Here is a 25,041-nt window from a genome sequence, read left to right as displayed (position 1 = left end):
ATTGATGGCTGAATCAGTCACGGTTGATATGAGAAATTCCCACAATCACTTTTATTTTTCCCACCATCAGGTTGTATTTGGGTAGTGATATTTGCCACCAATTCTACCTGTCCTTGTTGATTAATCATCCATCCAGTAGCTTCTAGTAATGGTGGTTGTCCTTTTATTTCTGGTATTTTTCTATGGCTGATTTGCTCTGATTTATTTGGGGAATCTGCACTTACTCGCATATCTTGTAAAACTACCTGACCACGCAATACTTGGCGGGGATCTTCTGGTAAACCTCCGCGTCCGCTAATCACAAAATTTGCTGCTTCGTTGCTAGGGCAACCTGCCACAATTTGATTTGTCGGGTCAGTAGGCACAGAAGGCAATTGAGTTAATCCTCTAGTAGGGTCAACATCTGGAGTATTAATATCAACGATGCCATTGATGCCTAATTGAGAACTGGCGGTGATATCACTATTTGGAGTAAGTTTGTCATTAACTTGTAAGCCGAAAATACCTTGAGTAGTAATGTTGATATCCCCACCATTTCCGGCAAAAGCATTGGCGGTGATGTCGCTGTTTTCTTGGGGGACAGCAGTAATAAATTCACTATTAATATTGATATTGCCACCATTACCACCGCCACTGTTTTCCGTTCCTGCACGGGTAGAAATTTGACTATTATTTCGTAAAAGTAGATTATTAGCTACCTTTAAGTTGATGTTACCTCCTTGTCTAGAAACGCTGGTAGCAGTGATGGAACCTTGATCAAGAAAAACTGCACGGGCATCAATATTGACATCTCCAGCATTGCCTGTCCCTAAAGCGCTGACAGATACGGTGGCGCGATCGCCAATATTTAAGTCACCATTAGGAATGTTGATATTAATATCTCCCCCGTTTCCCAAAGCAGTTTGAGCCGAAGAAGCAAATAAGCCTGAACCAAAACCCTGTTGTAAAGGGCCAATTAAATCAATGGACTTGAAACCATTAACTGTTAAATCCCCAGCTTTTCCAGAACCAAAGGTAGTAGTAAATACCTGTGCGCCACCTTTAGCTGTAAGTTGAGGCGCTATTAAGTTAACATTGCCAGATTCGGCATTAGTTAATGTTCCCGTACCGATAAAAGAGTTATCTAACTCGAAATTATTACTGCTATTCAGGGTAATATTCCCCCCTTGTCCTTGACCCAAAGCGGTAGTAGCAATTAATCCACTATTGCGGCTAAGAAAATTTGGGGTTTGAATCACAACATTTCCGGCTTTACCTTGGCCTGCACTGACAGCAACAATTCCCTGGTCAAAGTTAGCCAGGCTGAGAGTACCCGCATAAGCTGGATTAATAATTTTTGCTTGCAAGTCTGCAAATCCATTCCCAGCAACTTCTACAGATTCGCTGGCGTTGATAGTGATATCACCTCCATTACCTGCACCATCTGTGGAAGCGTTAATTCTACCGTTATCTAGTTGCAGCGTGCGGGTATTAATTGTGATGGGTGCGCCGTTGCCTTGACCAACGGTAGCGCTAGTAATCTCTCCTCCTTGGCGGACAAGTAACTTCCCAGTCGTAATATTCAAAGCCCCAGCATTACCAATCGGACTCAATGAACCTGTTGCGATCTGACTGGGATAACTGCTATTGTCTGCAAAATTCCCCACCACTTCTACTTTGTCGGTAGCGTTGAGATTTAATGTTGCTCCATTCCCCTCGCCTGTAGTTGCTGAGGAGACAATAGAACCATCACGGACATTTAGTTGTTTAACTGATAAAGTTAAGTTCCCAGCATTGCCCGTACCAGCTAGCGCCGCTGCATCGATTATCGACCTATTGGTGAGCGTTACATTATCGGCATTAATTGTTAAATCCCCAGCTTGTCCTGAACCAGCGGTTGCTGTTTGAATCCCGGCAAAATTCTGCAACAATATTTCTGTAGCATTAATTGTTAAATCTCCGCCATTACCTGACACTGGAAAGGTGGTAATTCCACCTGCATCTCGAAGCACTAAACGCCCAGTATTAACGGTCAGTTTACCAGCGTTACCACTCCCAAAAGCATTTGTACTTATACCTACTCCCGTTCCTTGTAGAAGTTGGCTAACTAATTGGCTAGGGGTAAGTATTGGGGTTGTGGGTTGACGACCGATAACTTCTACGGATTCTGAAGCATTAATTGTTAAGTTCCCGGCATTACCCGTAGTATTTGCGTCAGTTCCAGTACTTATGGTAGTTGCTCTAAAAGGGAAAAAAGCTGTTGGATCTTGGCTAACGCTCAACCGACGAGCATTAAGAGTAAAATCTCCAGCATCGCCGCTAGCACCAATAGGCAGATTTACAGCCAACGCCGCATCAGAATTTGTACCAATATCGCTTGTCCGCATGACTACATCATCTGTAGCATTGAGAATCATATTTCCTCCTCGACCTTTACCCCTAGCTAAGGCGAAAAGAGATGTAGTGTCTAGAAAAATCGAGCGAGCGGTGAGGGTGATATCATTGCCTATACCAGCACCTAAGTTGGCATTGACGATGCGAATATTTTTGCCAGAGAGGATATTACCACTAGTAAATGTAATTTTCCCTGGTATATCTCCAATAGAAGCGATATTACCCGAACGAGGAAAGTCACCTGCGGCGTTGAGACTAAGATTACCTGCGGCGGTGAGAGAAATATTTCCCGCTTGCTGTTGAGCATTAGCTAACAGATAATTAGTAGTAGTAATTCCGCCTGCGCTGCTGTTGATAGTAATATCACCGCTATTTATGGAGTCGGTGATATTGGGTATATTGAAAAACCCACTAATTAAATTACCAGTTGTAATATCATTGATAGCATTTAGAGTAATGTCGCCACCATTGCCGCTACTTTTTGCAGAGATAATAGATGCAGCAGTAGTATTAATTTGACTATTTTGCCCAAACTTCCCTGATGTAATAGTTGCATTCCCGCCATTGGTGAGGATTTGGGAACCTGGGTTCATCAAAAATTGCGCTACTCCAGAATCTCTAACGGTTGCGATCGCATTTTCATCGTTAATTTTGGCATTAAAATTACCACCATTGAGAATAATACTGTGGTTGGGATTGATGGTGAGCGATCGCCCCGCTTCTAAGTTAAGATTATTTGCCCCAAAGCTAGTGATATTATCATCAACAGTAATATCATTATTAGCTTGTAAAGTGACATTATTAAGTGCTAGCGCTTGGCTCAAACTTTGACCGCTAATAGTGCCTCCTGCTTGAATCAGAATATCTTTCGGGTCAAGCAGTAATGTTCCAAAACCATTTACAGCACTAGTATCTACAGTACCAGCAAATTCCACCCTGCCACCTGATACTTCTACAAACCCACCCTTCCCAGAATTTTCACCACCACGGGCGCTAATATTACCCTCAAAATGCGTCAAATCATTTGCTTTAATAATTACAGTGCCGCCATTACCATTTTTGAGAGCATCAGTGTTAATCTTGGCATTATTTAATAAACTCACCTGATTACCTAAAACCTTTACAGTTCCTTCTGATACAGTTAAGGAACCTGTATTAGTAACAATATCTCCCTGTAAAGTCAGAGTTTGTCCAGTACCTATGGTTAAATTCCCTTGATTGCTAATTTCTGCCTGTGGTTGGTGTAGGGCATTAGAAAATAAAGCTGTTGGCTGAATTGTTAATAAATCACTTTTTTGAGGTTCAGTAGCACTAAATAACCCATTTGTTCCTAATTTAATTGTATTTGCAGTACTAGCTGTAAAAGAGCCTGCAATATCTAATCGGGCATTTTTACCAAAAATAATCCCATTCGGATTAATCAAAAATAAATTTGCAGCACCATCTACACCTAATGTGCCAAAAATTTTAGATATATGATTTCCTGTAACGCGAGTGAGGATATTATTAATACCCGCTGGATTAGCAAAATAAACCTGCTGTCCTTGATTAACATTAAATTCTTGAAAACTGTGGAAAATATTACTACCGCGAATTGCACCTCCACTGATTAATTCACGAATATTTTGAGGGGTAACGGTAGACTGTTCAGTTCCCAAAGTGCGATCGGGTATTATTTGAGCGTTAGCTGGATGAAAATAGGTAAGAAAATAAATAAATATATTATTAATAAACAATATTGTGTATATTTTCGAGTACCGAGAATACTGTCTCGGAAAGTTTATTAGTTTAAACATGAGTTAACTTGTTTTTTATTTGAAAGCCACAGAATCCCGACTGCTTAAAGCGAGCTTCTTGTTTCTTACGAATGATTTAGTATTACTGTATTCTTAGTAAAGTAATTACTAAAAAATTCTTTATACAAACCACAACTAACTATTGCAGTTTTCCTTTCTAGATATATTAGTCCCAAACTTTTTAACTTAAATGCTACTTCTTGCTCTAAGGTAATCGGTACAGTTGAATTGATAATCTGTTGAAAACTATCAACCAAATCAGGACTTTGTAGAAGAGAATGTAACTGATTGTGCAAATGTTCGCTAAAAATTCTAGTATCATTTGTGGCATCTTCTAGTATATCGTCCATAGGAATTTGATGTTGAACGCTATGATAAAACGCCAGTCGCACCAAGTAAGGAAATCCTCCTGTAAGCGCCATTAATTGTTCAAATTGCAAAGCTGTCATTTCGAGTCCGTGACGTTGTGCTAAATCTTCTAACTGCAATCTTGTAAAAATAGGCAATTCAATTGCTAATCCTACATTAAAAGGAGATTTATTAATATCTAAATTAATATAAATATCGGTAGATTTAACAATTAATACTCGTAATTTCTGCCAAATTGATATATCTCTTGTTTCTTCATACCATGAACGCAATAGCCCCAAGAAATCACGAGTTAATTGAGGATATTCAAACAATTTATTTACTTCATCTAATGCTAAGATAACGGGAGTAGAGATTTCCTGTAATACATATCCTTGAAAGTAGATAGTACAGTTCATCAAATCACCCATATCCTCGTCCCAATATTCTTCTAACTTTGACTTTATTCCTAACTGATGAGTAACATTGGCACAAAACCAGCGTAAAAATTTTTCTAATGAGCTAAAAACTTCTGTTTCAGCGCGATGTAAACTTAACCTGACAGTATGATAATTATGCAAGCTACCATAAGCAAGGATTCTGGTCATTAAAGAAGTTTTCCCCATCTTTCGTGGTGCTTTGATGTGGATAAACGCACGAGGTTGGAGAATTGCTTGATAACAGACTTGTTCTAAGTCCCGTTTAATATATAAGGTAGAAGAAAGCGAAACTTGTCCTTCTGGAGGTTCTAAAACTATCTTTTGCTGTATCTGTATAGACTGAGACATTGTTTGCAAAGATGAACTGTCTAGTCGTTGCTCTAGCACAGCACGGCAATTAGTTCTATTAACTTTCTCGCCAAGAGCATTAGAAAGTAGTTGCCACAATTTAGGAGCAACCAATTGCCTAATATAGTTCTCTGAATAGTTATTTTCTATAGCAATTTGGGAATAATTTTTTTTGTTTCCAAAAGAGATGCTGACAAGACAGCTTTTTGGATAAATGAGAGTGATTTCCCTGTCTTATTAATAATTAATGCTTCTGTCAATTGGATAAATTGTTCTATACTCCTCATCTCTCTTCAAAACTAAAAATGTTTAAATTTCTATTTGTTTTCATCCCAATTCTCTCAAAGTAAAGGTACAAGCCTTCCATTTCTAAATATTTAAACTTTCATAACTATACATCACGAATTAGTATTAGCCATCATTCTAAAAATCAGAAATATTCAATGCTCCATTTTGCCTCAGCCATTGCTTTTGTTGAGAAGTTAACCCAATAGCATCGGTAAATAACGCTCCCTTAACGCGAGAACCGGAAAAATTTACCCCTTCTAATTGGGTATTTGTAAAATTTGTGTGTCTTAAATCACTATCACTCAAATTTGCCTCATTTAGAACTGCCTCCTCTAAGTTGGCGTTAAATAAAGAAGCTAATTTTAAATCAGCACGACTCAAGTCTGTATTAAACAAACAGGCTAACTCCAAGGCAGCTTGACGTAAAATTGCATCACTCAAATCTGCATTACTCAAGTCTGATTTAATTAAATCTGATTCTGTTAAGTCAGCTCCTTTTAAAATAGTATCGTGTAATTGCGCTCCTTCCAAATCAGCTCGTCGTAAAGAAGCAGCAGATAAAATTGCCCCTTCCCAGTTAGATTGACGCAGATTACTATCATCAAAGTTAGCGCCAGTAAAATCTGTAGCTTTTAGACTTGCTTTAAACAAATTTGCCCCAGTTAAGTCTGCTTGAGTTAGGCTAGCTTTTTCTAAATCAATCTCTGTTAAGTTTGCCTCTCGTAAGCACGCATTATCAAGTTTGGCGTAATTCAAGCGAGCGCCGATTAAGTTTGCCTGATTTAGAGTAGTCTGATTCAAGTTTGCCCACAATAGACTCGCATTCGACAGATTTGTATGAGTTAAATTGGCTTTTTGGAAGTCTACTCGATTCAAATCTGTCCAAATTAACGTGGCATAACTTAAGTTAGCCTCACTGAGATTGGCACTACTGAGGTTAGCATAGCTAAAATCAACACTACTGAAGTCAATACCCTGCAAAGAAATCTGACTTAAATTCATGTGTTGAAAATTTCTTTCCTTAGCTGCATAGCGTTTGATAAGTTCTTGGGCAATCATTATCTTGAGCAAGTTTAACTAACAATAAACTACCGCTTACACTGAATAGTCTTATACCATAGGGATATTTAATTAATAATTTATATTTGAGTTTCTGCAATTAAAGTTAATACTTTTTCCTAAATATATGAATTATCTACATTGACAAAATATTTATAATATGAATAAGCATAATATATATGACATTTTATATTTAAATTTATAATACTTATATATTGACAAAAAACTACTCTGTGAATCAGTAAGTAAAAATATTTCACAGCAGCGTAAAGATATGACATTTATGTACTTGTTTAATTTCAAGTAAAAATGCTTTAATAAACTGCTAAAGCAAGGGTATTCGCAAAAGTTATCCAAAAAATTAATATTTACTGTTTTGGTTTTCATGACTTTATATGAAAATTTTTAAACCTTTGCAAGTATGAATTTTAGTGACGGATTCTGTTGCTGACAACTTGAAAGATATGCCCAACATTGGCTTGAAAAAAATTGATCCAGTTCCTACTGGTAGAAAGGGAGCATTTAACATCTATGTCTACGATCGCGTCAACATCTAGCATTATCAGTACGGTTAGCAGTATTATCGACATGGTTGATGACGAAAAGTTGAAACAGGCTTTGAGTCAGAGTTTCTTGGAAGCAAGTGAACCACTGCAACATTGTGAAAGCTTTTTTGAACTTTTACCTACCCATTGCTGGTCAAGCAAAATGCTAGCCACATTCTTTTATTCCTGGAAAGCTACACACTTGAAAATGTTAGCTATATATGGGCTATCTTGCCGTTTACAACGTTTGGCTTTAACGAGAGATTCTCAAGAACGGGAACAATTATTTTTAGCTAGCGCTTTCAATGCTGAAACTAGTCACGAAGATTTGGGATTAGACTATGAAGGTGTAACTCACGCTGCACTCTATGAAGATTTGGCTAACAGCTTTTTAGGAAATTACCCTTGGCAATTAGAAGAATATTGTTTACCCCAAGCGCGTGATTTTCAGAAATGGATATATCACAACATGGTGGTAGATGATATTTCCCAAGGGTTACTCACAAACATGTTTTCAGAAATTTACAACCACGGTGAGTATACACGAGCCTTACTTGCTTTTTCAGAATTAATTGACAAATATTACCACTTCTCCGCTGAAGAAAAAAAGAAAGCTCTGTTCTATATCGGTGTTCATGTTGCAGATGAAACGGAAGTGGCTCATTTTCAAGTAGTTGTCGAAGCCTTGAATGAGTATGGCAAAGCTACTAATACTCCAATTGACTATACACAAGCAAAACTTTTGTTTAAGGAGTACCTGACTCGGTTAGGTACTGTAATGGAAGCACTAACTATAGAGATGAGACAAGAAATAAATGCAGCAAAACATCTGCTATCCGTGCCTTAAACCTCAAGCGCAACATTTTATTAACGATGCTCAACAAGCTATTGCTGCAACTTTAGATTTTCGACAACATCTGTGTGCGATCGCCCAAAACAAAAAGCTACGTTCAGAAGCTGTTGAGGATCAAAGTTATCCCAATGAAGTGATTGTACTGAGACCAAATCAGACTCAAGCGCCTCCTTTACTACTATTAGGTGGAATGGGGCCTTTAGCAGGTTTGGGAGCTTTTGAGGTAGCCTGTCAGATGTTCCAAAACAGTAGGGAAATTGTTCTATTTCAAGCTTGTTCATTGCCTAATCGCACTACAGCCATTCAACAAAAGATTCAAATTGGTGCATCTCAAGAGCCGGATTTGGTGGTAATGCTGGCGATCGCTATTCGAGAAGCGATGCAGTACATTTGCTCTAGTGTTGAACCTGTTGAGTTGATCGTTCTGTGCAATGGCGCTCATTATTTCTTACCTGAAGTCATGCAGCGACTCTTGACTGATTATTCAAAGATTTTTTTCAGACTGGAATGGATCTCTTTGATTGACACTACAATACAGTACTTGCAACAACGAAACTTTTGTCAACCTTTAATTCTTTGTACTACAGCAACGCGGCTAGGGTGTGTTTACTCTCGACCACTTCAAGAAGTCGGCATTGTTTATTTAGAACCTAACGACGAGTTGCAATCAATATTAATGCAATCTATTTATCAAGGAGTAAAAACATCTGACTGCGATTTTGCTTGTCAAGTTGGTGAACTTTTTTTCATTGAGCTACTCAAGCTCCAACCTACTGTTGACTGCATTATCGCTGGATGTAGCGAAATTCCCTACTTGTTGGAATGCTTGAAAACTAGCTCTTCTAAACAAGTAAAGAGATTCTTATCAAAATTGGAAATTATTGATCCTGTGCAACTAACTTTGAACAGCAGACTTAAATTCTTGCAGCATTTGAAGACAGTAAGTCATTAACGCCAATAAAAATTAAATAGCTCTAATCATGAAAATCAACGATGAATAACCCGTTACAACAGTTAATTCAGAGACATTACGTCCACCCAAATAACCCTTTTATAAAGTTCGACAAGAAAGATGTTGAACTATCGGTTCCTGAGCGCTTTCAAAAACAAGTGCATATATATCCCGAACGTATGGCAATCAAAACTAAGGAGCATACGTTCACCTATAATGCCCTAAATAAGTTTGCCAATCAGATAGCCAGGGCTATCTTAATCAAAGGCGAACACCTTCGGCGCAGCAAGGCTGAACGCCAAGCAGAACCGATTGCAATATTATTTGAAAGTGGCGCTCCGATAATTGCTGCAATTCTGGGTGTATTGAAAGTTGGTAAGTTTTATGTACCGCTAGATACTTCGCTGCCACAAGCAAGGATTAGCTATATTCTAGAAGATTCACAAGCAGGTTTATTGCTAACAGATAGCAAAAATATTTCATTTGCCAAAAAATTGCAAATCAGCGGCTTAGAAATACTCAATATTGATGAGATAGATTCCAGCATTTCTTATGAAAATCTAAATTTACCTCTGCAACCAGATAATTTTGCCTACATCATTTATACCTCTGGATCGACAGGGCAGCCCAAAGGCGTGATCCAAAACCATCGTTATGTTCTGCATCTGACGATGAACTATACCAACAGCGGTCATATTTGTGCTGATGACAAGCTAGCGCTTTTGTACTCCCCTAATTTTGCTGGTGCTGTCAGGGATATCTTTTGCTCCTTGCTTAATGGTGCAACTCTTCTGCCATACGACGTTAAACAAGAAGGGCTAATAGGTTTAAGTAGCTGGCTGAAACAGCAAGAAATAACTATCTTTTTTGCGGTGGCGACTATGTTTCGTCATTTTGTCAACACCTTAACTCAACAAGATAAATTCCCCAAACTGCGCCTGATTCAGGTAGGGAGTGAGACAGTCTACAAAAAAGATGTAGAACTTTTCAAGCAACATTTCTCTGATGACTGTATTTTTGTTGCCAATTTGGGAGGTTCGGAAATTAGCCCAATTCGGCAGTATTTTGTTGATCGGGAAACAGAAATTATTGGCAGTACTGTACCAGCTGGCTATGCAGTTGAGGATCATGAGGTTTTGTTAATTGACGATGAAGGTCAACCAGTTGGGTTTAATCAGATTGGTGAAATTGTAGTCAAAAGTCGTTATCTCTTTTGTGGATATTGGCAAAGACCAGACTTGACCAAAACAATACTCTTAAAAAACATCCGAGAAGATAAGCTGCTGTATAAAACTGGCGACTTAGGCTGTATGTTGCCAGATGGCTGCCTTTTGCACTTAGGCAGAAAAGACTTCCAAGTGAAAGTCAGAGGCTACCGCATCGACGCTTCGGAAGTCGAAATGGCATTAATCAATACTAACCTCATCCGAGAAGCTGCTGTCGTAGCATCACCTGATCGCCTGGGTGAGCAACATCTAAGAGCGTATATTGTGCCGATCGCTCCCCAACAAGCACTCTCACTCCGAGAACTACGAAGTCTGTTGTTAGAAAGTCTACCAGACTACATGGTTCCCTCAACTTTTATGATTTTAGAAGCACTACCCCTAACGCCCAATGGCAAAGTTGACCGTTTGAGTTTACCCGCTTTCAGTCAGGTGCAAAGAGCGCCGTTAGAAAGTTTAGTTTTGCCTCGCACTTCTATTGAGCAAATACTGGTTGACATCTGGACTCAAATTCTCGGAATAGAAGAAATTGGGATTTATGACAACTTTTTTGAATTAGGGGGTCATTCCCTACTTGTTAATGAACTTATCACACAATTATTTAACGTTTTCTCAATAAATATTCCTTTAATTACTGTATTTGAATTACCGACGATCGCTCAACTAGCCAAACGTGTTGAAAACACTTGTCGGATATTAGTACGAAAGGATGTGCCTGATAACACAGATGATTATGAAGAGGGGATGCTATGAAAACGCTTGATGAACTGTTGTTAGAACTTGGTCGCCTTAATATCAAAGTCTGGGTTGATGGCAACAACCTCCGTTATCAAGCACCATTAGGTATTCTAACTTCAGATATACTGGCTCAAATAAAAACATATAAAACAGAAATTTTAGCTTTCCTCAATCAATCAGCACTTGAGTTACAATTAATCATTAAACCTGTTGATGCGACTATAAAAAATGATGGTTTACCTTTATCCTTTACTCAACAACAATTTTGGCTGCTCCATCACTTAGAAGAGTCAAATTATATCTACAACATGGTGAGGGCGTTTCGCTTGGAAGGAGACTTGGATATTCCCAGTTTCGAGCGAGCAATTCAATGTCTAATTGAGCGTCATTCCATTCTGAGGACTAGGTTCAAGGTAGTGAATGGTTCGCCAGTACAGGTTATTACACCTCCCCTGACTTTTGAGATTCCTGTGATTGACTTGCAGAACTTATCAGAAACAGAGCGCATTTCTCAAGCACAACAACTTCTTTTGCAAGAGCGTACCCGTGCTTTTGATTTAAATGAGTCTCCTGTGTGGCGAGTGACTTTAATCCGTCTTCATCCTCACACTCACTTGTTGATGTTCAATCTGCACCACATTATCTGTGATGATTGGTCAATTCAGGTATTTTTGCGGGAATTATCAGCCCTGTATCAAGAAGTTTTGACAGGAAAAACAGCTTCTTTACCAGAACTCCCAATTCAATATACTGATTTTGCTCATTGGCAAAACCAACAGAGTACTCATGAAAATTTTACCCAACAGTTAAACTACTGGCAGCAACAGTTGGCAGACGTTGTGCCTGTTTTGGAACTGCCTTACTTAAGCGATAGCGATCGCAATCATAATACAAAGCAAGCGTTTCAATCGGGTATAGTTCTGTTGTCTGTGAGTACTGAGGTGACTCGTAAGTTGAAGCAGTTAAGTCAACAGTCTGGGACAACCCTTTTTACCACCCTCCTGACTGCTTTCGCCATCTTACTTTCCCGCTACACCCATCAGGAAGATTTAGTTATTGGAACTGCTATTGCTAATCGCACCTCAACGCAGACAAATTCACTTATTGGTGCTTTTGTCAATATATTGGGCTTACGTATTCAAATTCCTGATAATTTTACCTTTCGAGAACTGTTAACTGAAGTCCAAAAGGTTGTTTTAGAAGCGTATGCCCATAGTGAGATTCCCTTTGTTAAAGTTATTGAAGCTCTGAAAATAGATCGCAAATTGGGTAATAATCCCCTTTTGCAAGTGATGTTCACTCTAGAAACTCTCAATCAGGAGAAATTGCAACTTCCTGGAGTTATCACAACAGTATTAGAGTTAAATAAACCAACAGCCGGAGCAACCTTTGATTTAACCTTAAACTTGTCGGAAACAAACTCAGAATTGCAAGGTAAACTAGAGTATAATGCCTATCTGTTTAATGAAGAAATAATTCAGCGCATCAGTGGACATTTTCAGACTTTGCTAGCAACAATTGTTGAATCTCCAAATCAGTGTATCGGCAATTTGTCAATACTCAGCGCTACAGAAAGGGAGCAGTTGCTAGGGAAAGAAATACAGAGGATTGAGTCTAAGTGTCTCTGTTTGCATGAGTTGTTTGAAGCACAGGTAGAGAAGACACCCAAAGCTACAGCACTTAAGTTTGAAGGACAACAGCTGACTTATGAGGAATTGAATGAGCAGGCTAACCAACTAGCGCATCACTTGCAAACTCTGGGTGTAAAACCAGAAACTAAGGTAGGAATTTGCCTAGAACGTTCACTAGAAATGATTGTGGGTATATTGGGAATACTTAAAGCCGGAGGGGCGTATGTACCACTAGATCCTAATAATCCGCAAGAACGGTTGAACCACATACTCGAAGATGCACAAGTGCAAGTGTTGGTAACGAATTCGCAATTACGCAACACTTTAGATCAAAGCAATTTTATTGTCTATTTAGATAAAGATGCAGACAAAATTGCTCAGTACCCGCAAAATAACTTAGTCAGTAGTGTACAGGGTGATAACCTAGCGTACATGATTTATACATCCGGCTCTACAGGAAAGCCCAAAGGAGTATTAATCACTCATCACAATGTCGTTCGGCTATTCAAAGCAACGGAAGATTGGTATCAGTTTAATCAAACGGATATATGGACGCTGTTCCACTCGTTTGCATTTGACTTTTCGGTTTGGGAACTGTGGGGAGGGTTGCTGTATGGCGGGTGTGTTGTGGTTGTGCCTTTCGAGGTGAGCCGAGACTCGCAAGCATTCTACAACTTACTGATTGCTGAACAAGTGACTGTTCTCAACCAAACTCCATCCGCTTTTTACCAACTAATTCAAGTTGATGAACACTCCAAGACAACAGAAAAATTGAGTTTACGGGTGGTGATATTTGGCGGAGAAGCACTCTCATTACCTTTGTTGCAGCCTTGGTTTGAGCGGCATGAAGATCAACTGCCCCAGTTGGTAAATATGTATGGCATTACAGAAACAACAGTTCATGTGACAATCCGTCGTTTAACCTTAGCTGATGTGAAAGCCACTAGTAGCTTAATCGGGCTGCCAATTTCCGACTTACAGATTTATCTTCTGGACAAATACCAACAACCTGTACCCATTGGGGTGGTAGGAGAACTTTATGTTGGTGGAGGTGGTGTGGCGAGGGGTTATTGGCGGCGCAGTGAACTGACCCAGGAGCGATTTGTGCCCAATCCTTTTAGTAATCAGCAGCAAGGGCGTTTATACAAAACAGGGGATTTAGCGCGATATTTGCCTACAGGTGAGCTTGAGTATAAAGGACGCATCGATCATCAAGTCAAAATTCGGGGCTTTCGGATTGAGTTAGGAGAAATTAAGGCACTACTTTCTAGACACCAAGCTGTGCAAGATTGTGTTGTACTTGCTAGAGAGGATGAACCTAATAATAAGCGATTGGTAGCCTATATTGTCCCTGAGCGTACCCAAGCTTCAACCATTCTCAATTTGGTGAGTTTAAAAGAGCAAGGTATGCTGGGCGATGCTCCTTTAGGAGCCGCCAAGGGCGATCGCTCTCTGTATGAGTTACCCAATGGGATGACGATCGCTCATCTCAACAAAACGGAAACAGAATTTCTTTATCAAGAAATATTTACGGCTCAATCCTATTTACAGCATGGAATTACCCTTGATGAAGGGGACTGCATTTTTGATGTCGGGGCGAATATCGGTTTGTTTAGTTTATTTGCTGCTCAAGCTTGCCCAAAGGTAAAAATCTATGCTTTTGAACCTATTCCTCCTGTCTTTGAATTATTACGCTTGAATGCAGAACTTTATAATCTCGATGCCAAAGTCTTTAACATTGGTCTTTCTGGGGAAACTAAATCTGCTGAATTTACCTATTATCCCAATATTTCCGTCATTTCTGGACGCTTTGCTGACGCATTTGAGGAAAAAGAAGTCGTCAAATCCTTTTTGCTCAAGCAACATGTGGGAACAGGCAATGGGACAACTCTATCACAGGAAGTACTGGATGAATTATTAGTTGAGCGTTTGCAGAGTGAGAAATTTACCTGTCAGTTAAAAACAATTTCTCACATCATTGAAGAAAATCAAATTGAGCGCATTGATTTACTCAAAATTGATGTTGAAAAAAGTGAACGGGATGTACTAGCAGGAATTAAAGAAAGAGATTGGTTAAAAATCCAACAAATTATTGTTGAGGTTCATGATATTAATGGCAGACTTACTGAAATTACGGAGTTGCTGAAATTTCATGGATATGATTTGACCATTGTTCAGGACAAACTACTCGAAGCAACTCCCCTCTATAATATTTATGCGAGACGGACAACAATAAAGCAGTGTTTGCCTCAAAAAACGGGATCAAAAAGTTTAGGCGATCGCCAATCGACTTGGAACAGTTTAGAGAGATATATTCAAGACCTTCGCCACTATCTCAATGAAAAACTGCCTGAGTACATGATTCCATCTGCCTTTGTTGTCCTAGAAAAGTTTCCCTTAACGTCTAATGGAAAAGTTGATAGCCGCGCTCTACCCATACCAGAGAATTTCAAGAGTAGATTAGAATCTAGCTTCGTAGCACCTAGCACCCTTACCCAAGAAATTTTAGCTAACCTTTGGGCTGCGATTCTCAGTGTTGAGAAAGTCGGGATTTACGATAACTTTTTTGATTTGGGCGGACATTCTTTACTGGTAACCTCACTCATCTTCCGAATTCGCCAAGCCTTTGCGGTTGATTTTCCCGTGCGGTGTCTATTTGAAAACCCGACGATCGCCGCCCTCAGCAACTTAATTGAGTCGTTCAAAGCCCATCCAACACTCAGTTCAAATGGGATTCCCTCTACCATGCTAACCATATCTGGCTTGGAGAGAAGCTCATCTACACCCGTGCCTCTCTCGCTATCACAGCAGGGGTTATGGTTCTTGGAGCAATCAACAAGTAAGGTTGCAACTCTTAATAGTTCGACTCTAATGCGAGTTAAGGGTTCCTTGTTACCAGAGGTCGTCGAGCAAAGTTTTAATGAAATCGTCCGCCGTCATGAGAATCTTCGCACGGTCTTCACGATCATCAACGATCGCCCAATGCAGATCGTTTTACCTCACCTACACCTGCCATTAATCTATGAAAATCTACAGCACCTACCCCCAGAGGCGCGTGAGTCGGAAGCGGTTCGCTTGGGAATTAAAGTACGTCAGCAGCCCTTCAACTTGGCTGTTGCTCCCCTGATCAGAACTGCATTATTTCAACTGAATCCGGATGAGCATTGGCTGGTGATTACCATGCACCATCTGATCACAGATGGTTGGTCATTTGGTGTGCTTCTGCAAGAATTAAACACACTGATGCAGGCTTTCGCCAATGGGCGACCTTCGCCCCTCCCAGCCCTATCATGCCAATATGCTGACTTTGCCTTGTGGCAGCAGCAAGTCTATAACGAGTCCGCGATCACACAGCAACTCAGTTATTGGCAACGCAAACTCGTTGATGACGAGTTACACCCCTCTCCAAGTCTGATGCTGTCTAGTAAACAGGCAGGGCATCGTTTTATCCACTTACCTGAGTCTTTGATTCGTTCGATTGAAGGGCTGGGTCGTTCACAGAGGGTGACGAGTTTTGTCATCTTGTTGAGCGCTTTCAAACTTGTTTTAGCGAAGTGGAGTCAACAAAAGGAGATTTTGATTCTGGCAACGCTCGGCAACCGCACCGGGCCAGACACAGAGCAGATGATTGGCTGCTTTATCAATGACGTGATTTTGCGATCGCTAATCTTGCCGGAACAGACTGGCTCGACCGTAATTAAACAACTTCAAGAAACCGTCAATGAAGCGATCGAACATAAAGAGGTGCAGCTGCATCGGGTGATCGAGCAGATCCAACACTCACGTCCCTTCAATCTGCTGGCAAGTATTACCATGACTCCCTCTGTTCAAGATCGAATGCCAGGTTGGGAAGCGATCGCACCGTCACAATGGGGCGATATGCCAATGGAACTTTATGGCAAAACACCTCCGTTGGAGCTTTACGTTGAATTGTCAAAAACAATCCAGATCAGGGCTAAATACGGCACTGAAAAATTCACAGCAGAGACAATTGATCGCTTATTGAACAACTATCAGGAGATGCTGACGCAGCTTGTTAGCGATTCAGAAATGACTGTTTCAAACCTCTTGAAGACAATACATGCAGATCCCATCTAACCCAATCATCGAGTTTTATTCAATCTTCAGTTGTTAAACAGATTAGAGATTCAAGAGACAAGGCACTGGAGACGAAATCAAATGAATTCTCTCAATATACTTCATATTAATAACTGCTTTGGCTTAGGGGGTGCATTTATTGCTGCCTACAATCTGCATCAAGGTTTATCCAAAGCCGGGATTCAATCTTTCTTTGCCTATAAATATGAGATTAATGGAGTGTTTCAGGAAAAAGCTAATGATTTGAAAAATACGGTACAGATTGTCCAAAGAAAAAATCAGTTTGTCGATTTAGCGAACTCAATTACAAGACGAATGGGCTTGAATTACGTTGCCAATCCCTCAATTGCTGCTCTTAAACATCAAGCCTGTTATCAGAATGCTGCTTTACTCAACTTTCACCTGCTTCATGATGATTATTTTTCTTATCTCATGCTTCCCTCATTAACGAGAGATAAACCTGCCGTCTATACGCTACATGATATGTGGAGTTTCACGGGACACTGTGCCTACAGTTATGACTGTTCAAAATGGCAAACTGGTTGTGGAAAATGTCCTTATCCGAATGCGTTACCTCCGATTCAACGAGATGCCACATCTCTAGAGTGGAAGTTAAAGAATTGGGCATATCGTCACTCCAACTTAACAATTGTGGCTCCTAGTCATTGGTTGGCTGAATGCGCTAAACAGAGTATGCTCAACTGTTTCCCCATTCATCACATTCCCTACGGAATTGATACAGTAGCCTATCAACCACTCGATCAACAGCAGTGTCAATCTGAACTGGGAATTCCCCAGCATAAAAAAGTTCTCATATTTGGAGCGCAAGATTTGACCAATCGGCGTAAAGGTAGCGATCTATTGCTCAAAGCTTTTTCTGGTATACCTAAATCGCTCAAAGCTGAAATCGTGTTGCTGACTTTTGGGGATGAAGCGAAGGCAATCTCAAATGCCGCAGAAATGGAAGTACTGCACCTTGGCTATATCAGCAGCGATCGCCTGAAAGCGATTGCCTATTCTGCCGCCGATTTATTTCTGTTTCCAACCCGTGCTGATGTTTGCGGGTTAGTTGGTCTGGAGGCAGCAGCTTGTGGTACACCGACAGTTGCCTTCAATGTTGGTGGCGTTCCAGATTATGTCCGTCCTGGAATCACTGGCTATTTAGCAAAACCTGAAGATGCGGATGATTTCTGTAATGGGATTGTCCAACTATTAGAAGACGTTAATTTACGCGATCGGATGAGTCAAAATTGCCGCAAGGTTGCGATTGAAGAATACTCGTTAGAAGTGCAAGCCCAACGGTACATTCAGTTGTACCAGCAAATTTTTAACCAATATGGGTAGAAGTAACCAAATTAGCTACTTAAAAACTAAATATTCTGCTGTTCAAAAAGTTTTTGCTTCAGCCCTAACCTTAGTGCAAATGCATCTCAAAAAATAGGTAACGTATTGTTGTGATCGCAAAATCAAAAAATTGCCTTTTTACTAAAAATTGAACATCTTAAATACAGCGGAACAAAATATGTTAAATAACAGCAGTACAGGTCAATCTATCTTCTATCCACGATTTCGAGATTCTGAACCATTAGTTGCATCGAAATATTATGCTGAAAAGTATAACTGTGACTTGGCAATACCTAGTTATCTCGGAATAGGAAGTTGTGTCTGTTATACACCATTAATTGAAGCATTATCTTTAAAAAAAGGGCGAGCCATAAAATTATTTACCGCTCCTTTAAACTATTATAAAAAAGCTCAAGAAAACGGGTATTCAATTTGGGAGAACAATCCATACATTGAGAAAATTATTAATGCCGATGATATAGATACAAACATAATGGTAGAAGTATCCATTGAGTCAGATAATTTTTGTCAAAGCCGCCATATCATAGAAAATATCTGTTTTGCTCATGGACTACGGCCTCGTCAATTAAGGGGTTCTTTATTTTTATCTCACGCAGAAATGCAGTGGGGATTAAAGACCCTTGCTCACCTCAAACGCCCCGTTGTTTGTATCTGTCCCTATGGAACTTCATCAAGTACTAAAAACTCACCTTGGCACTTAGATAACTGGCTGGAATTAGTCGATTACTTCAAAAATAAAGTAAGTTTTTTACATCTTGGCAATAATGACTTTGATCAAAAGACGTTTTCTATCTTTACACCAAAAACAACTATTAGACAAGCAATGGCTCTGATTTGGGCAAGTGATTTATATGTAGGATTTGATACTGGGCCTTCTCATATTGCCACTGCATTTGCGAAACCAACATTGGTTTTATGGGACGCTGTGAGAAAAGCTTCTTTAGAAGAAGAGAAACAAGAAGGATTTAGCATTGCCCATCTACGTCGATGGTCTTATCCTCAAAATCAGAATCTAGTTATTATCGGTGAGAAAAAGAAGGAAGTCCTTGAAGACTGCTTGGAATTCATTCTTGAACAACTCAACTTCTTTAATCGACTTAGTAAACTAATCACGAATTAATAAAACTAAGAGGATATTTGGAAAGTTGTTGTCAGGCATCATCTAAAAATAACTTAAAAAATTTAGAATCAATCCGTAATATGCAGATTTTTATCAATCAATCCTTACGTCCTCATCCCCATATTGCCGTATTCGGCTCCAGCAAGGTTGGCAATTATGTAGTAACTACCCCCTTGCTACGAGGTCTAAAAGAAAAATATCCAGATTGCACGTTGGATTTTTTTGGCAGTGATGTAACCCAAGACTTTGAACTCTATTGTCCCTACATTGATTGGCGCTTTTCTCTGTATAGCGATCGCGATGATATCTTAGCGCAGTTAGCGCAAGTAGTGCATCAACGGCAACAAGTTGCAGGTGCTTACGATTTAGCGATTAATTGTGATGAATTTAGCCCTATCAATCTAGTCATGACAACTGCCTTACGTCCACTATATGTCACAGGAGCGGCCCTAACACAAGACTTTCAGAAAAAGCTAGATGGAGGTGAAAATGCGAATTCAATTCAACGCTTGCTCCAGGATCGAGATTGGAATAGTTCTAAATTTGTCGAAAGGCATCAAGGCGTGATTCAGAGCAACTACATTGGGGAAATCTTCTGTCGTTTAGCCTATGTTGAAACCGACTTTTTTAAGCTAGAGCTGCCCAGTCAACAACCTAATTTTCCTGTACCCGATGTGCTAATTCATGTGACAGCCACCCGACCTGCTAAACTCTGGCCGATTCACGCTTGGAAGCAAGTGATTAATTGGTGTGCGGCACAAGGACTGAGTATCGGTTTAGTGGGTAGTGCGCCGAAGATACAGAAAACGCTGTACAATGCAGGTTCTATAGAGGACGAGTTGTTACAAACTACTGCTTTGATTGATCTTAGAGGTCAGACATCTCTATTAGAATTGGCAGGCGCATTTCTTCAAACCAAAGCCTTCATCTCAGTGGATGCGGGGCCATTACATATTGCAGTTGCGGTGGGATGCAATACAATTGCTCTGTTTGGTAATGATGTTGACGGCGATGGAGCTAGTCCAATACACTTGTGGAAACCAAGACAACCCCACGTACATCTTGCGCTTTCAACCTTCAAATGTACCTTGTGTCAGGAGCATAGTTTTAGCAATAAATCCTGTCTTGTACCAGACCACCCCTGTATGAGCCATCTGTCTTCTGAGCAAGTTATCGATTATCTCCAGTGCCTGATAAAGAAACAGGACTTACGCAAAATAATGAAAAAACGAACTGCAAAGACGGGGTAAAATGAGCAGGCGCGACCTGAATTGGTCGTTTAGAACGCGGAGCCTACTCCGTTAAGGGATGTTCCATACCTTTAGAAGCTCAAAGATTGGGTTTGGAGGCGTATGGTAGTGATATTAATCCGGTGGCGGTTTTGATTACCAAAGCTTTAATTGAAATCCCACGGAAATTTGCAAATCAGCTTCCGGTGAACCCTGATTCTCAAAAAAATTCTTTGGCTACTAAAAAATGGTTTGGGGCACAGGGATTAGCTGAAGATGTTCGCTATTACGGGCAATGGATGCGGGATGAAGCCTTTAAACGAATTAGGCATCTTTACTAAGTCAGATTTTTCTAATACTTTTTTATTTTTAGTCTTGTTTTTTGGATAGCTAGCAATAGCAATAAAAGTTAAATCTCTGGCAACCTTCCAATCCATTATTCCCGATATTAAGGGTAGTAATTCTTCCCAATGTTCTTCTAAAATTAAAAGTTGTCCTGCTTTTCCCCAAAACTCTGCAATGAATTTGCGAAAGTTTTCAATATTTGTGCATCGTCCTAGTTGCGATAAGATACGTATATTTTCTCGTTAAATTTGAGTATATTGACCTTCTTTTGTCCGGTCGTAAATCATAGCATATATTTTTTTCAATGCTTCATGGCAAGCTTGAATAAATAACTTTTGAGCCTTTATATACCATTGAGAGTGTTCAATCATTTCGTATATTCCTCTATCTTCAGAAAGAATTAGTTTCAGTAAATTAATATTTTGGATTTTTTTTATATACAAATTATTCCACCAAAGAAAGCCTTTTACTAAATTATCAGCAATTATTCCTTGAAGCACATTGCTAATAATGAAATTTAGGTTTTTATATTTAATAATTCTGTAACCTGAAAAAGAGATGCAACTAAGCTTATAGATAATATCAATTATTTCAGTCGCTTCTACTACTGCTAGTTCTATGCGAGTTTTTTGCTGCTTTGACCAAACTGCCGTTCCAAATAATATTACTTGGCATCGTTTTACTTGATCGGGTATAGCCAGTTCTATAGTTGTTTTGTAAGTAAGGAATTTTAATGCGGCATCTCCTAAGCTAGATACATGAGAATGTTTGTAATCCAAGTTTCCCAAATTCCAGTATTGCTGGGCATAAATTTCTAAGTTAGTCACTTCAGGTATAACTACGGCATACTGCGGGTGTTGGGGTTGAGTATGTGATCGCAAAACAAAGTAGTGGCAAGCAACAGGAGCATATAAAAGAGCAAAAGCTAGTTTTGGTTTCTCTTCAAACTTAGTTTCTTTTGTAAAAGCGACATGACAAAATACAGATCCCGGATACAGTCAACCTACTACGCCAATTGACTGCTGTAAGATTTATTATTCAGTCTTGCAGATATATTTGGAACAACTTCCAGCAGTGTTTTCTGGGCAATATCGTTTAGACGGACAGTCAAGATTTGTACTAAGTAGTTGCAACACATGGATGTTAACGATTTTGCAAATGCCAGATGGAGTTTAATTTTACGTCACTTGGGTATTTGTTTTGTGGATCTGACTAGCGATCGCTCCAGTGTTCTTGCGAGTAGGTGAGTGAATATGCCAGGTGATAGAATGAATTCCTAAGGGTTTCCTACTCTGATAAATCTACTCTATCCAAATTGGAGAGCAAGATGGCAAAAGCCCCAAATATACCACCAGAACCAGAAATTACAGATGAGCAAAGAGAAGCAGCAGAAGCAGAAATTCGGGAAAAACAAAAAATAGTTGATTATGATACAAAAGAGTATCCAGTGGAAGTGCTTGTCCAAAAATATAGAGATGGGCTGGATGAAGACATTAATGAGTTGTATATACCAGACTATCAACGCGAAATGATTTGGGAAGAATCTCGGCAGTCAAAGTTTATTGAATCTATTATGCTAGGACTACCAATTCCATATATTTTTGTTGCTGATTTACGACCAAAAGATGATGATGATAGTGATGATGAAGCTCGATTAGAAATTGTTGATGGTACTCAACGTATTCGTACACTAGACAGATTTATAAATAATGAGTTAATGCTTTGTGAGCTAGACAAACTACAAAAACTTAACGACTTTAAATTTAAAGATTTACCACTGGCACGAAGAAGACGCTTCAATCGGGCTACTATTCGGATGATTGTACTAACGGATAAAGCTGATGAAGAAACAAGAAGGGATCTGTTTGAACGCATCAATACAGGTAGTGTCGAACTAAACGACATGGAGAAGCGTAGAGGTATATCTCCAGGCCCATTTGTTAATCTTCTTGAAGAACTAGCTAAAGATCCTAAATTTCGCAAGCTATGTCCATTTTCAGAAGCACTTATTAATAAACGTGAACCAGAGGAATTTGTATTACGTTTCTTCGCGTATCTAGATAACTACAATAAATTTGAAAGACGCGTTAATCTTTTTCTGAATGAATATCTAGAGAAACATAACCATAGTGGAATAGACAGAGAAGCTATGCGAAATGAATTTCACGCAATGTTAAATTTTGTTGAACAATATTTGCCAAATGGATTTAGCAAAAAAGAAGGACATGTAAGAACACCAAGAATTAGATTTGAGGCAATTTCCGTAGGTGTTGCACTTGCTCTAAGAGAAAAAAGCAATCTTAAACCTAAATCAATGAATTGGCTTGACTCACTAGAATTTAAGGATTACACCACGTCAGATGCAAGTAACTCTAGACCTAAAGTAATTCGGCGTATCGAATATGTGCGCGATCAACTTCTCGGTAAATTATGACCAGTGCATTATTTCAGGATTTCAATGAACGCTCTAAAGAAGTAAGCAAATATTTTATTTTTTTAAAGACATTAGAAGAGGGCACTACTAAATTAAGTATGCAAGGTAAAGAAGGAAACCCAAAAATCAGAGAAATTGATTCTGAGTTAATAAAAACTTTGAAAGCAAGTGGGTTTTTATTGCTCTATAATTTGGTGGAAGCAACAATGCGAAATGCTATTGAAACAATATTTGGTGAACTTAGCAGTAAAGGGATTTCCTACGATCAAATTAGACCTGAACTTAAAAAAATAGTTCTTCAAAACCTCAAAAAACGAAATCCTGATAAAATATTTTCGAGTATTACAGCTATCTCTATTGATATTATTACTGCTGGATTTGATAAAGAAAATTTATTCTCAGGTAATATTGATGGAAGACTAATCAGAACTACGGCGGATGAGTATGGATTTTCACATACAACTGACTATGCTAAAACAGCACATGGAAGTGATTTAGTAACTATTAAAACAAACAGAAATCTTTTGGCACATGGCTTTAAATCTTTTGCAGAGGTAGGACGAGACAAAACTGCTGATGAGCTTTTAAAGATTAAGAGTAAAGTGATTAGATATTTGAGACAAATTCTCCAAAATATTGAACAGTATTTAGCTAATAAGGATTATTTGGATTTATCTATTAGAGGAAATCCTTAACGGACAACTTCAAGGTGATTTAGTATGCTTTGAGCGATAACTTCGCCTAGTTTAACAGGAACAGCATTTCCAATCAATCGCCCTATATGACTTAACCCTAAAGCCTCATTGGGGGCGACAAACTCATAATTTGCTGGAAAACTTTGTAGTAATGCTGCTTCCCTAAGAGATATAGCCCTATCTTGTTCAGGATGTCCAAAACGACCGTTACCAAATCCAAAACACTGTGTAGTAATAGTTGGGCTAGGTCGATCCCATTCCATCCGACCATATACCCCAGGATAAGTTTTTCCACTCTTTTTTGTGTGGCATTCTGCAATTAATTCTTTAGGCCAATCTCGCCAAGTTCCTCCGGGTTTTGAAGCACGAATACGACAAAGATTCAGATTAGATAGTTTACTGCATAAATGGAGTCGATCTATCTTAGATTTTTGACCCGCAGAAAGTGGTTCAAGATGTTCAATAGCTTTTCTTACTGTTTCGTATCTTTCTGCATCATGTGTTCGTGGAATTAAGTTAACTTTGCCAAATTTTGAAGCCAGTAAAACTAATCGCTTTCGAGATTGAGGGATTCCATAATCTAGACAGTTAACTTCATAAGATTCCAAAAAATAGTTTAAATTTTCTAATTTATCGATAAATTCATGAAATACTGGATGGTGTTTTAACTGAAGCACATTTTCTATTGAAATAATCTCTGGTTCACATTCTTCTACCAGACGAGCAAAATCACGGCATAGCTTCCACTTTGATTCTTTATCGTTATAACGTCTTGAATAATTTGAAAATGGTTGACAAGGGGCACATCCTGCTAAAACTCTAATGCTGCTGCCAGAAAAATGCTTTGCCAGATCAGAACCGCTAAGATATTCTACATCTTGCAGTATAAATTTTGCTTTGTTATTGTGCTCGTATGGAAATTTACAAGCTCGATCAATATCATATCCAGCTTTGACTGGAAGACCTGCTTGCTCAAACCCATGAGTTAGTCCTCCAGCACCACAAAACAGATCTACTGTAGAGATGCTGCTAACCATTTATTTCCTCTGTTTGCCATATATAGCCCGATTAGCTAGACTAGCTTATTTGTACAATGACTACAACAACGGTTTTTTTTGAGGTAGTCCTTAAAAAACCATGAGGAATTGCACATTGGGTTGT

Annotated in this window: 15 protein-coding genes and 1 pseudogene; 11 read left to right on the top strand and 5 right to left on the bottom strand. The window is 39.2% G+C overall.

Features of this window, described 5'->3' with window-relative positions; all coding sequences use genetic code 11:
- Positions 1–17: 17 nt before the first annotated feature.
- The 3 genes from V7K56_RS36405 to V7K56_RS36395 all read right to left on the bottom strand — a co-directional run bounded on the left by V7K56_RS36405 (position 18) and on the right by V7K56_RS36395 (position 6,652).
- Positions 18–4,109, bottom strand: a complete 4,092-nt coding sequence (locus V7K56_RS36405) for a two-partner secretion domain-containing protein (protein ID WP_334918962.1) — start codon at positions 4,107–4,109, stop codon at positions 18–20.
- Positions 4,110–4,234: 125 nt separating this feature from the next.
- The gene (locus V7K56_RS36400; RefSeq protein ID WP_334918960.1) at positions 4,235–5,419 is read right to left on the bottom strand and encodes an AAA-like domain-containing protein; all 1,185 of its coding nucleotides are present in this window, start codon (positions 5,417–5,419) and stop codon (positions 4,235–4,237) included.
- 309 nt (positions 5,420–5,728) lie between these two features.
- Entirely contained in the window at positions 5,729–6,652 is a 924-nt protein-coding gene (locus V7K56_RS36395) for a pentapeptide repeat-containing protein (RefSeq protein ID WP_334918958.1), read from the bottom strand.
- 431 nt (positions 6,653–7,083) lie between these two features.
- Between V7K56_RS36395 and V7K56_RS36390 the strand changes: the two genes are divergently transcribed.
- The 9 genes from V7K56_RS36390 to V7K56_RS36350 all read left to right on the top strand — a co-directional run bounded on the left by V7K56_RS36390 (position 7,084) and on the right by V7K56_RS36350 (position 20,747).
- A complete protein-coding gene (locus V7K56_RS36390) occupies positions 7,084–7,209 on the top strand; it encodes a hypothetical protein (RefSeq protein WP_334918956.1) in 126 nt (41 codons plus the stop codon).
- The gene (locus tag V7K56_RS36385) at positions 7,184–8,044 is read left to right on the top strand and encodes a hypothetical protein (protein ID WP_334918954.1); all 861 of its coding nucleotides are present in this window, start codon (positions 7,184–7,186) and stop codon (positions 8,042–8,044) included. The genes V7K56_RS36390 and V7K56_RS36385 overlap by 26 nt, the downstream gene beginning before the upstream one ends.
- A complete protein-coding gene (locus tag V7K56_RS36380) occupies positions 8,013–9,002 on the top strand; it encodes an aspartate/glutamate racemase family protein (RefSeq protein WP_334918952.1) in 990 nt (329 codons plus the stop codon). The genes V7K56_RS36385 and V7K56_RS36380 overlap by 32 nt, the downstream gene beginning before the upstream one ends.
- Positions 9,003–9,043: 41 nt before the next feature.
- Positions 9,044–10,978, top strand: a complete 1,935-nt coding sequence (locus tag V7K56_RS36375) for a non-ribosomal peptide synthetase (protein WP_334918950.1) — start codon at positions 9,044–9,046, stop codon at positions 10,976–10,978.
- On the top strand, positions 10,975–16,692 hold the full coding sequence (locus tag V7K56_RS36370) for an amino acid adenylation domain-containing protein (RefSeq protein WP_334918948.1): 5,718 nt from the start codon (positions 10,975–10,977) through the stop codon (positions 16,690–16,692). Before V7K56_RS36375 ends, V7K56_RS36370 begins: the two co-directional genes overlap by 4 nt.
- An 81-nt stretch (positions 16,693–16,773) precedes the next feature.
- Entirely contained in the window at positions 16,774–18,036 is a 1,263-nt protein-coding gene (locus V7K56_RS36365) for a glycosyltransferase family 4 protein (RefSeq protein WP_334918946.1), read from the top strand.
- A gap of 178 nt (positions 18,037–18,214) precedes the next feature.
- Positions 18,215–19,177 carry a glycosyltransferase family 9 protein gene (locus V7K56_RS36360; protein ID WP_334918944.1) on the top strand — a complete coding sequence of 321 codons (963 nt, stop codon included), beginning with the start codon at positions 18,215–18,217 and terminating at the stop codon, positions 19,175–19,177.
- 80 nt (positions 19,178–19,257) lie between these two features.
- On the top strand, positions 19,258–20,427 hold the full coding sequence (locus V7K56_RS36355; RefSeq protein ID WP_334918941.1) for a glycosyltransferase family 9 protein: 1,170 nt from the start codon (positions 19,258–19,260) through the stop codon (positions 20,425–20,427).
- 86 nt (positions 20,428–20,513) lie between these two features.
- A complete protein-coding gene (locus V7K56_RS36350; RefSeq protein ID WP_334919005.1) occupies positions 20,514–20,747 on the top strand; it encodes a hypothetical protein in 234 nt (77 codons plus the stop codon).
- On the opposite strand, the pseudogene cas8a1 reads toward V7K56_RS36350, so the two are convergent.
- Positions 20,673–21,749 (bottom strand): annotated as a pseudogene (gene cas8a1 / locus V7K56_RS36345) (type I-MYXAN CRISPR-associated Cas8a1/Cmx1). The gene V7K56_RS36350 and the pseudogene cas8a1 overlap by 75 nt on opposite strands.
- Before the next feature lie 329 nt (positions 21,750–22,078).
- On the opposite strand from cas8a1, the gene V7K56_RS36340 reads away from it, so the two are divergent.
- Together V7K56_RS36340 and V7K56_RS36335 are read left to right on the top strand one after the other, a co-directional pair.
- Positions 22,079–23,185 (top strand): DUF262 domain-containing protein, encoded by a 1,107-nt coding sequence (locus V7K56_RS36340; protein WP_334918939.1) that lies wholly within the window; start codon positions 22,079–22,081, stop codon positions 23,183–23,185.
- Positions 23,182–23,880: an MAE_28990/MAE_18760 family HEPN-like nuclease gene (locus V7K56_RS36335; protein ID WP_334918937.1), complete on the top strand. Its 699-nt coding sequence runs from the start codon at positions 23,182–23,184 to the stop codon at positions 23,878–23,880. The genes V7K56_RS36340 and V7K56_RS36335 overlap by 4 nt, the downstream gene beginning before the upstream one ends.
- Here the strand turns inward: V7K56_RS36335 and V7K56_RS36330 are convergent.
- Positions 23,877–24,917 (bottom strand): DNA cytosine methyltransferase, encoded by a 1,041-nt coding sequence (locus V7K56_RS36330; RefSeq protein ID WP_334918935.1) that lies wholly within the window; start codon positions 24,915–24,917, stop codon positions 23,877–23,879. The two genes, V7K56_RS36335 and V7K56_RS36330, sit on opposite strands and share 4 nt — an antisense overlap.
- Positions 24,918–25,041 lie beyond the last annotated feature (124 nt).

The sequence above is a fragment of the Nostoc sp. genome (assembly GCF_036917535.1).
GTDB lineage: Bacteria > Cyanobacteriota > Cyanobacteriia > Cyanobacteriales > Nostocaceae > Nostoc.
Note: the sequence above shows the minus strand (reverse complement) of the source record. Positions and strands in the feature narration are given on the sequence as shown.

Excerpts from the sequence above, each read along its gene's own strand:
- V7K56_RS36355 (WP_334918941.1), top strand. The coding sequence starts at position 19,258 with ATGCAGATTTTTATCAATCAATCCTTACGTCCTCATCCCCATATTGCC.
- V7K56_RS36340 (WP_334918939.1), top strand. The coding sequence starts at position 22,079 with ATGGCAAAAGCCCCAAATATACCACCAGAACCAGAAATTACAGATGAG.
- V7K56_RS36330 (WP_334918935.1), bottom strand. The coding sequence starts at position 24,917 with ATGGTTAGCAGCATCTCTACAGTAGATCTGTTTTGTGGTGCTGGAGGA.
- V7K56_RS36360 (WP_334918944.1), top strand. The coding sequence starts at position 18,215 with ATGTTAAATAACAGCAGTACAGGTCAATCTATCTTCTATCCACGATTT.
- V7K56_RS36375 (WP_334918950.1), top strand. The coding sequence starts at position 9,044 with ATGAATAACCCGTTACAACAGTTAATTCAGAGACATTACGTCCACCCA.
- V7K56_RS36395 (WP_334918958.1), bottom strand. The coding sequence starts at position 6,652 with ATGATTGCCCAAGAACTTATCAAACGCTATGCAGCTAAGGAAAGAAAT.
- V7K56_RS36370 (WP_334918948.1), top strand. The coding sequence starts at position 10,975 with ATGAAAACGCTTGATGAACTGTTGTTAGAACTTGGTCGCCTTAATATC.
- V7K56_RS36365 (WP_334918946.1), top strand. The coding sequence starts at position 16,774 with ATGAATTCTCTCAATATACTTCATATTAATAACTGCTTTGGCTTAGGG.
- V7K56_RS36335 (WP_334918937.1), top strand. The coding sequence starts at position 23,182 with ATGACCAGTGCATTATTTCAGGATTTCAATGAACGCTCTAAAGAAGTA.
- V7K56_RS36380 (WP_334918952.1), top strand. The coding sequence starts at position 8,013 with ATGCAGCAAAACATCTGCTATCCGTGCCTTAAACCTCAAGCGCAACAT.
- V7K56_RS36385 (WP_334918954.1), top strand. The coding sequence starts at position 7,184 with ATGTCTACGATCGCGTCAACATCTAGCATTATCAGTACGGTTAGCAGT.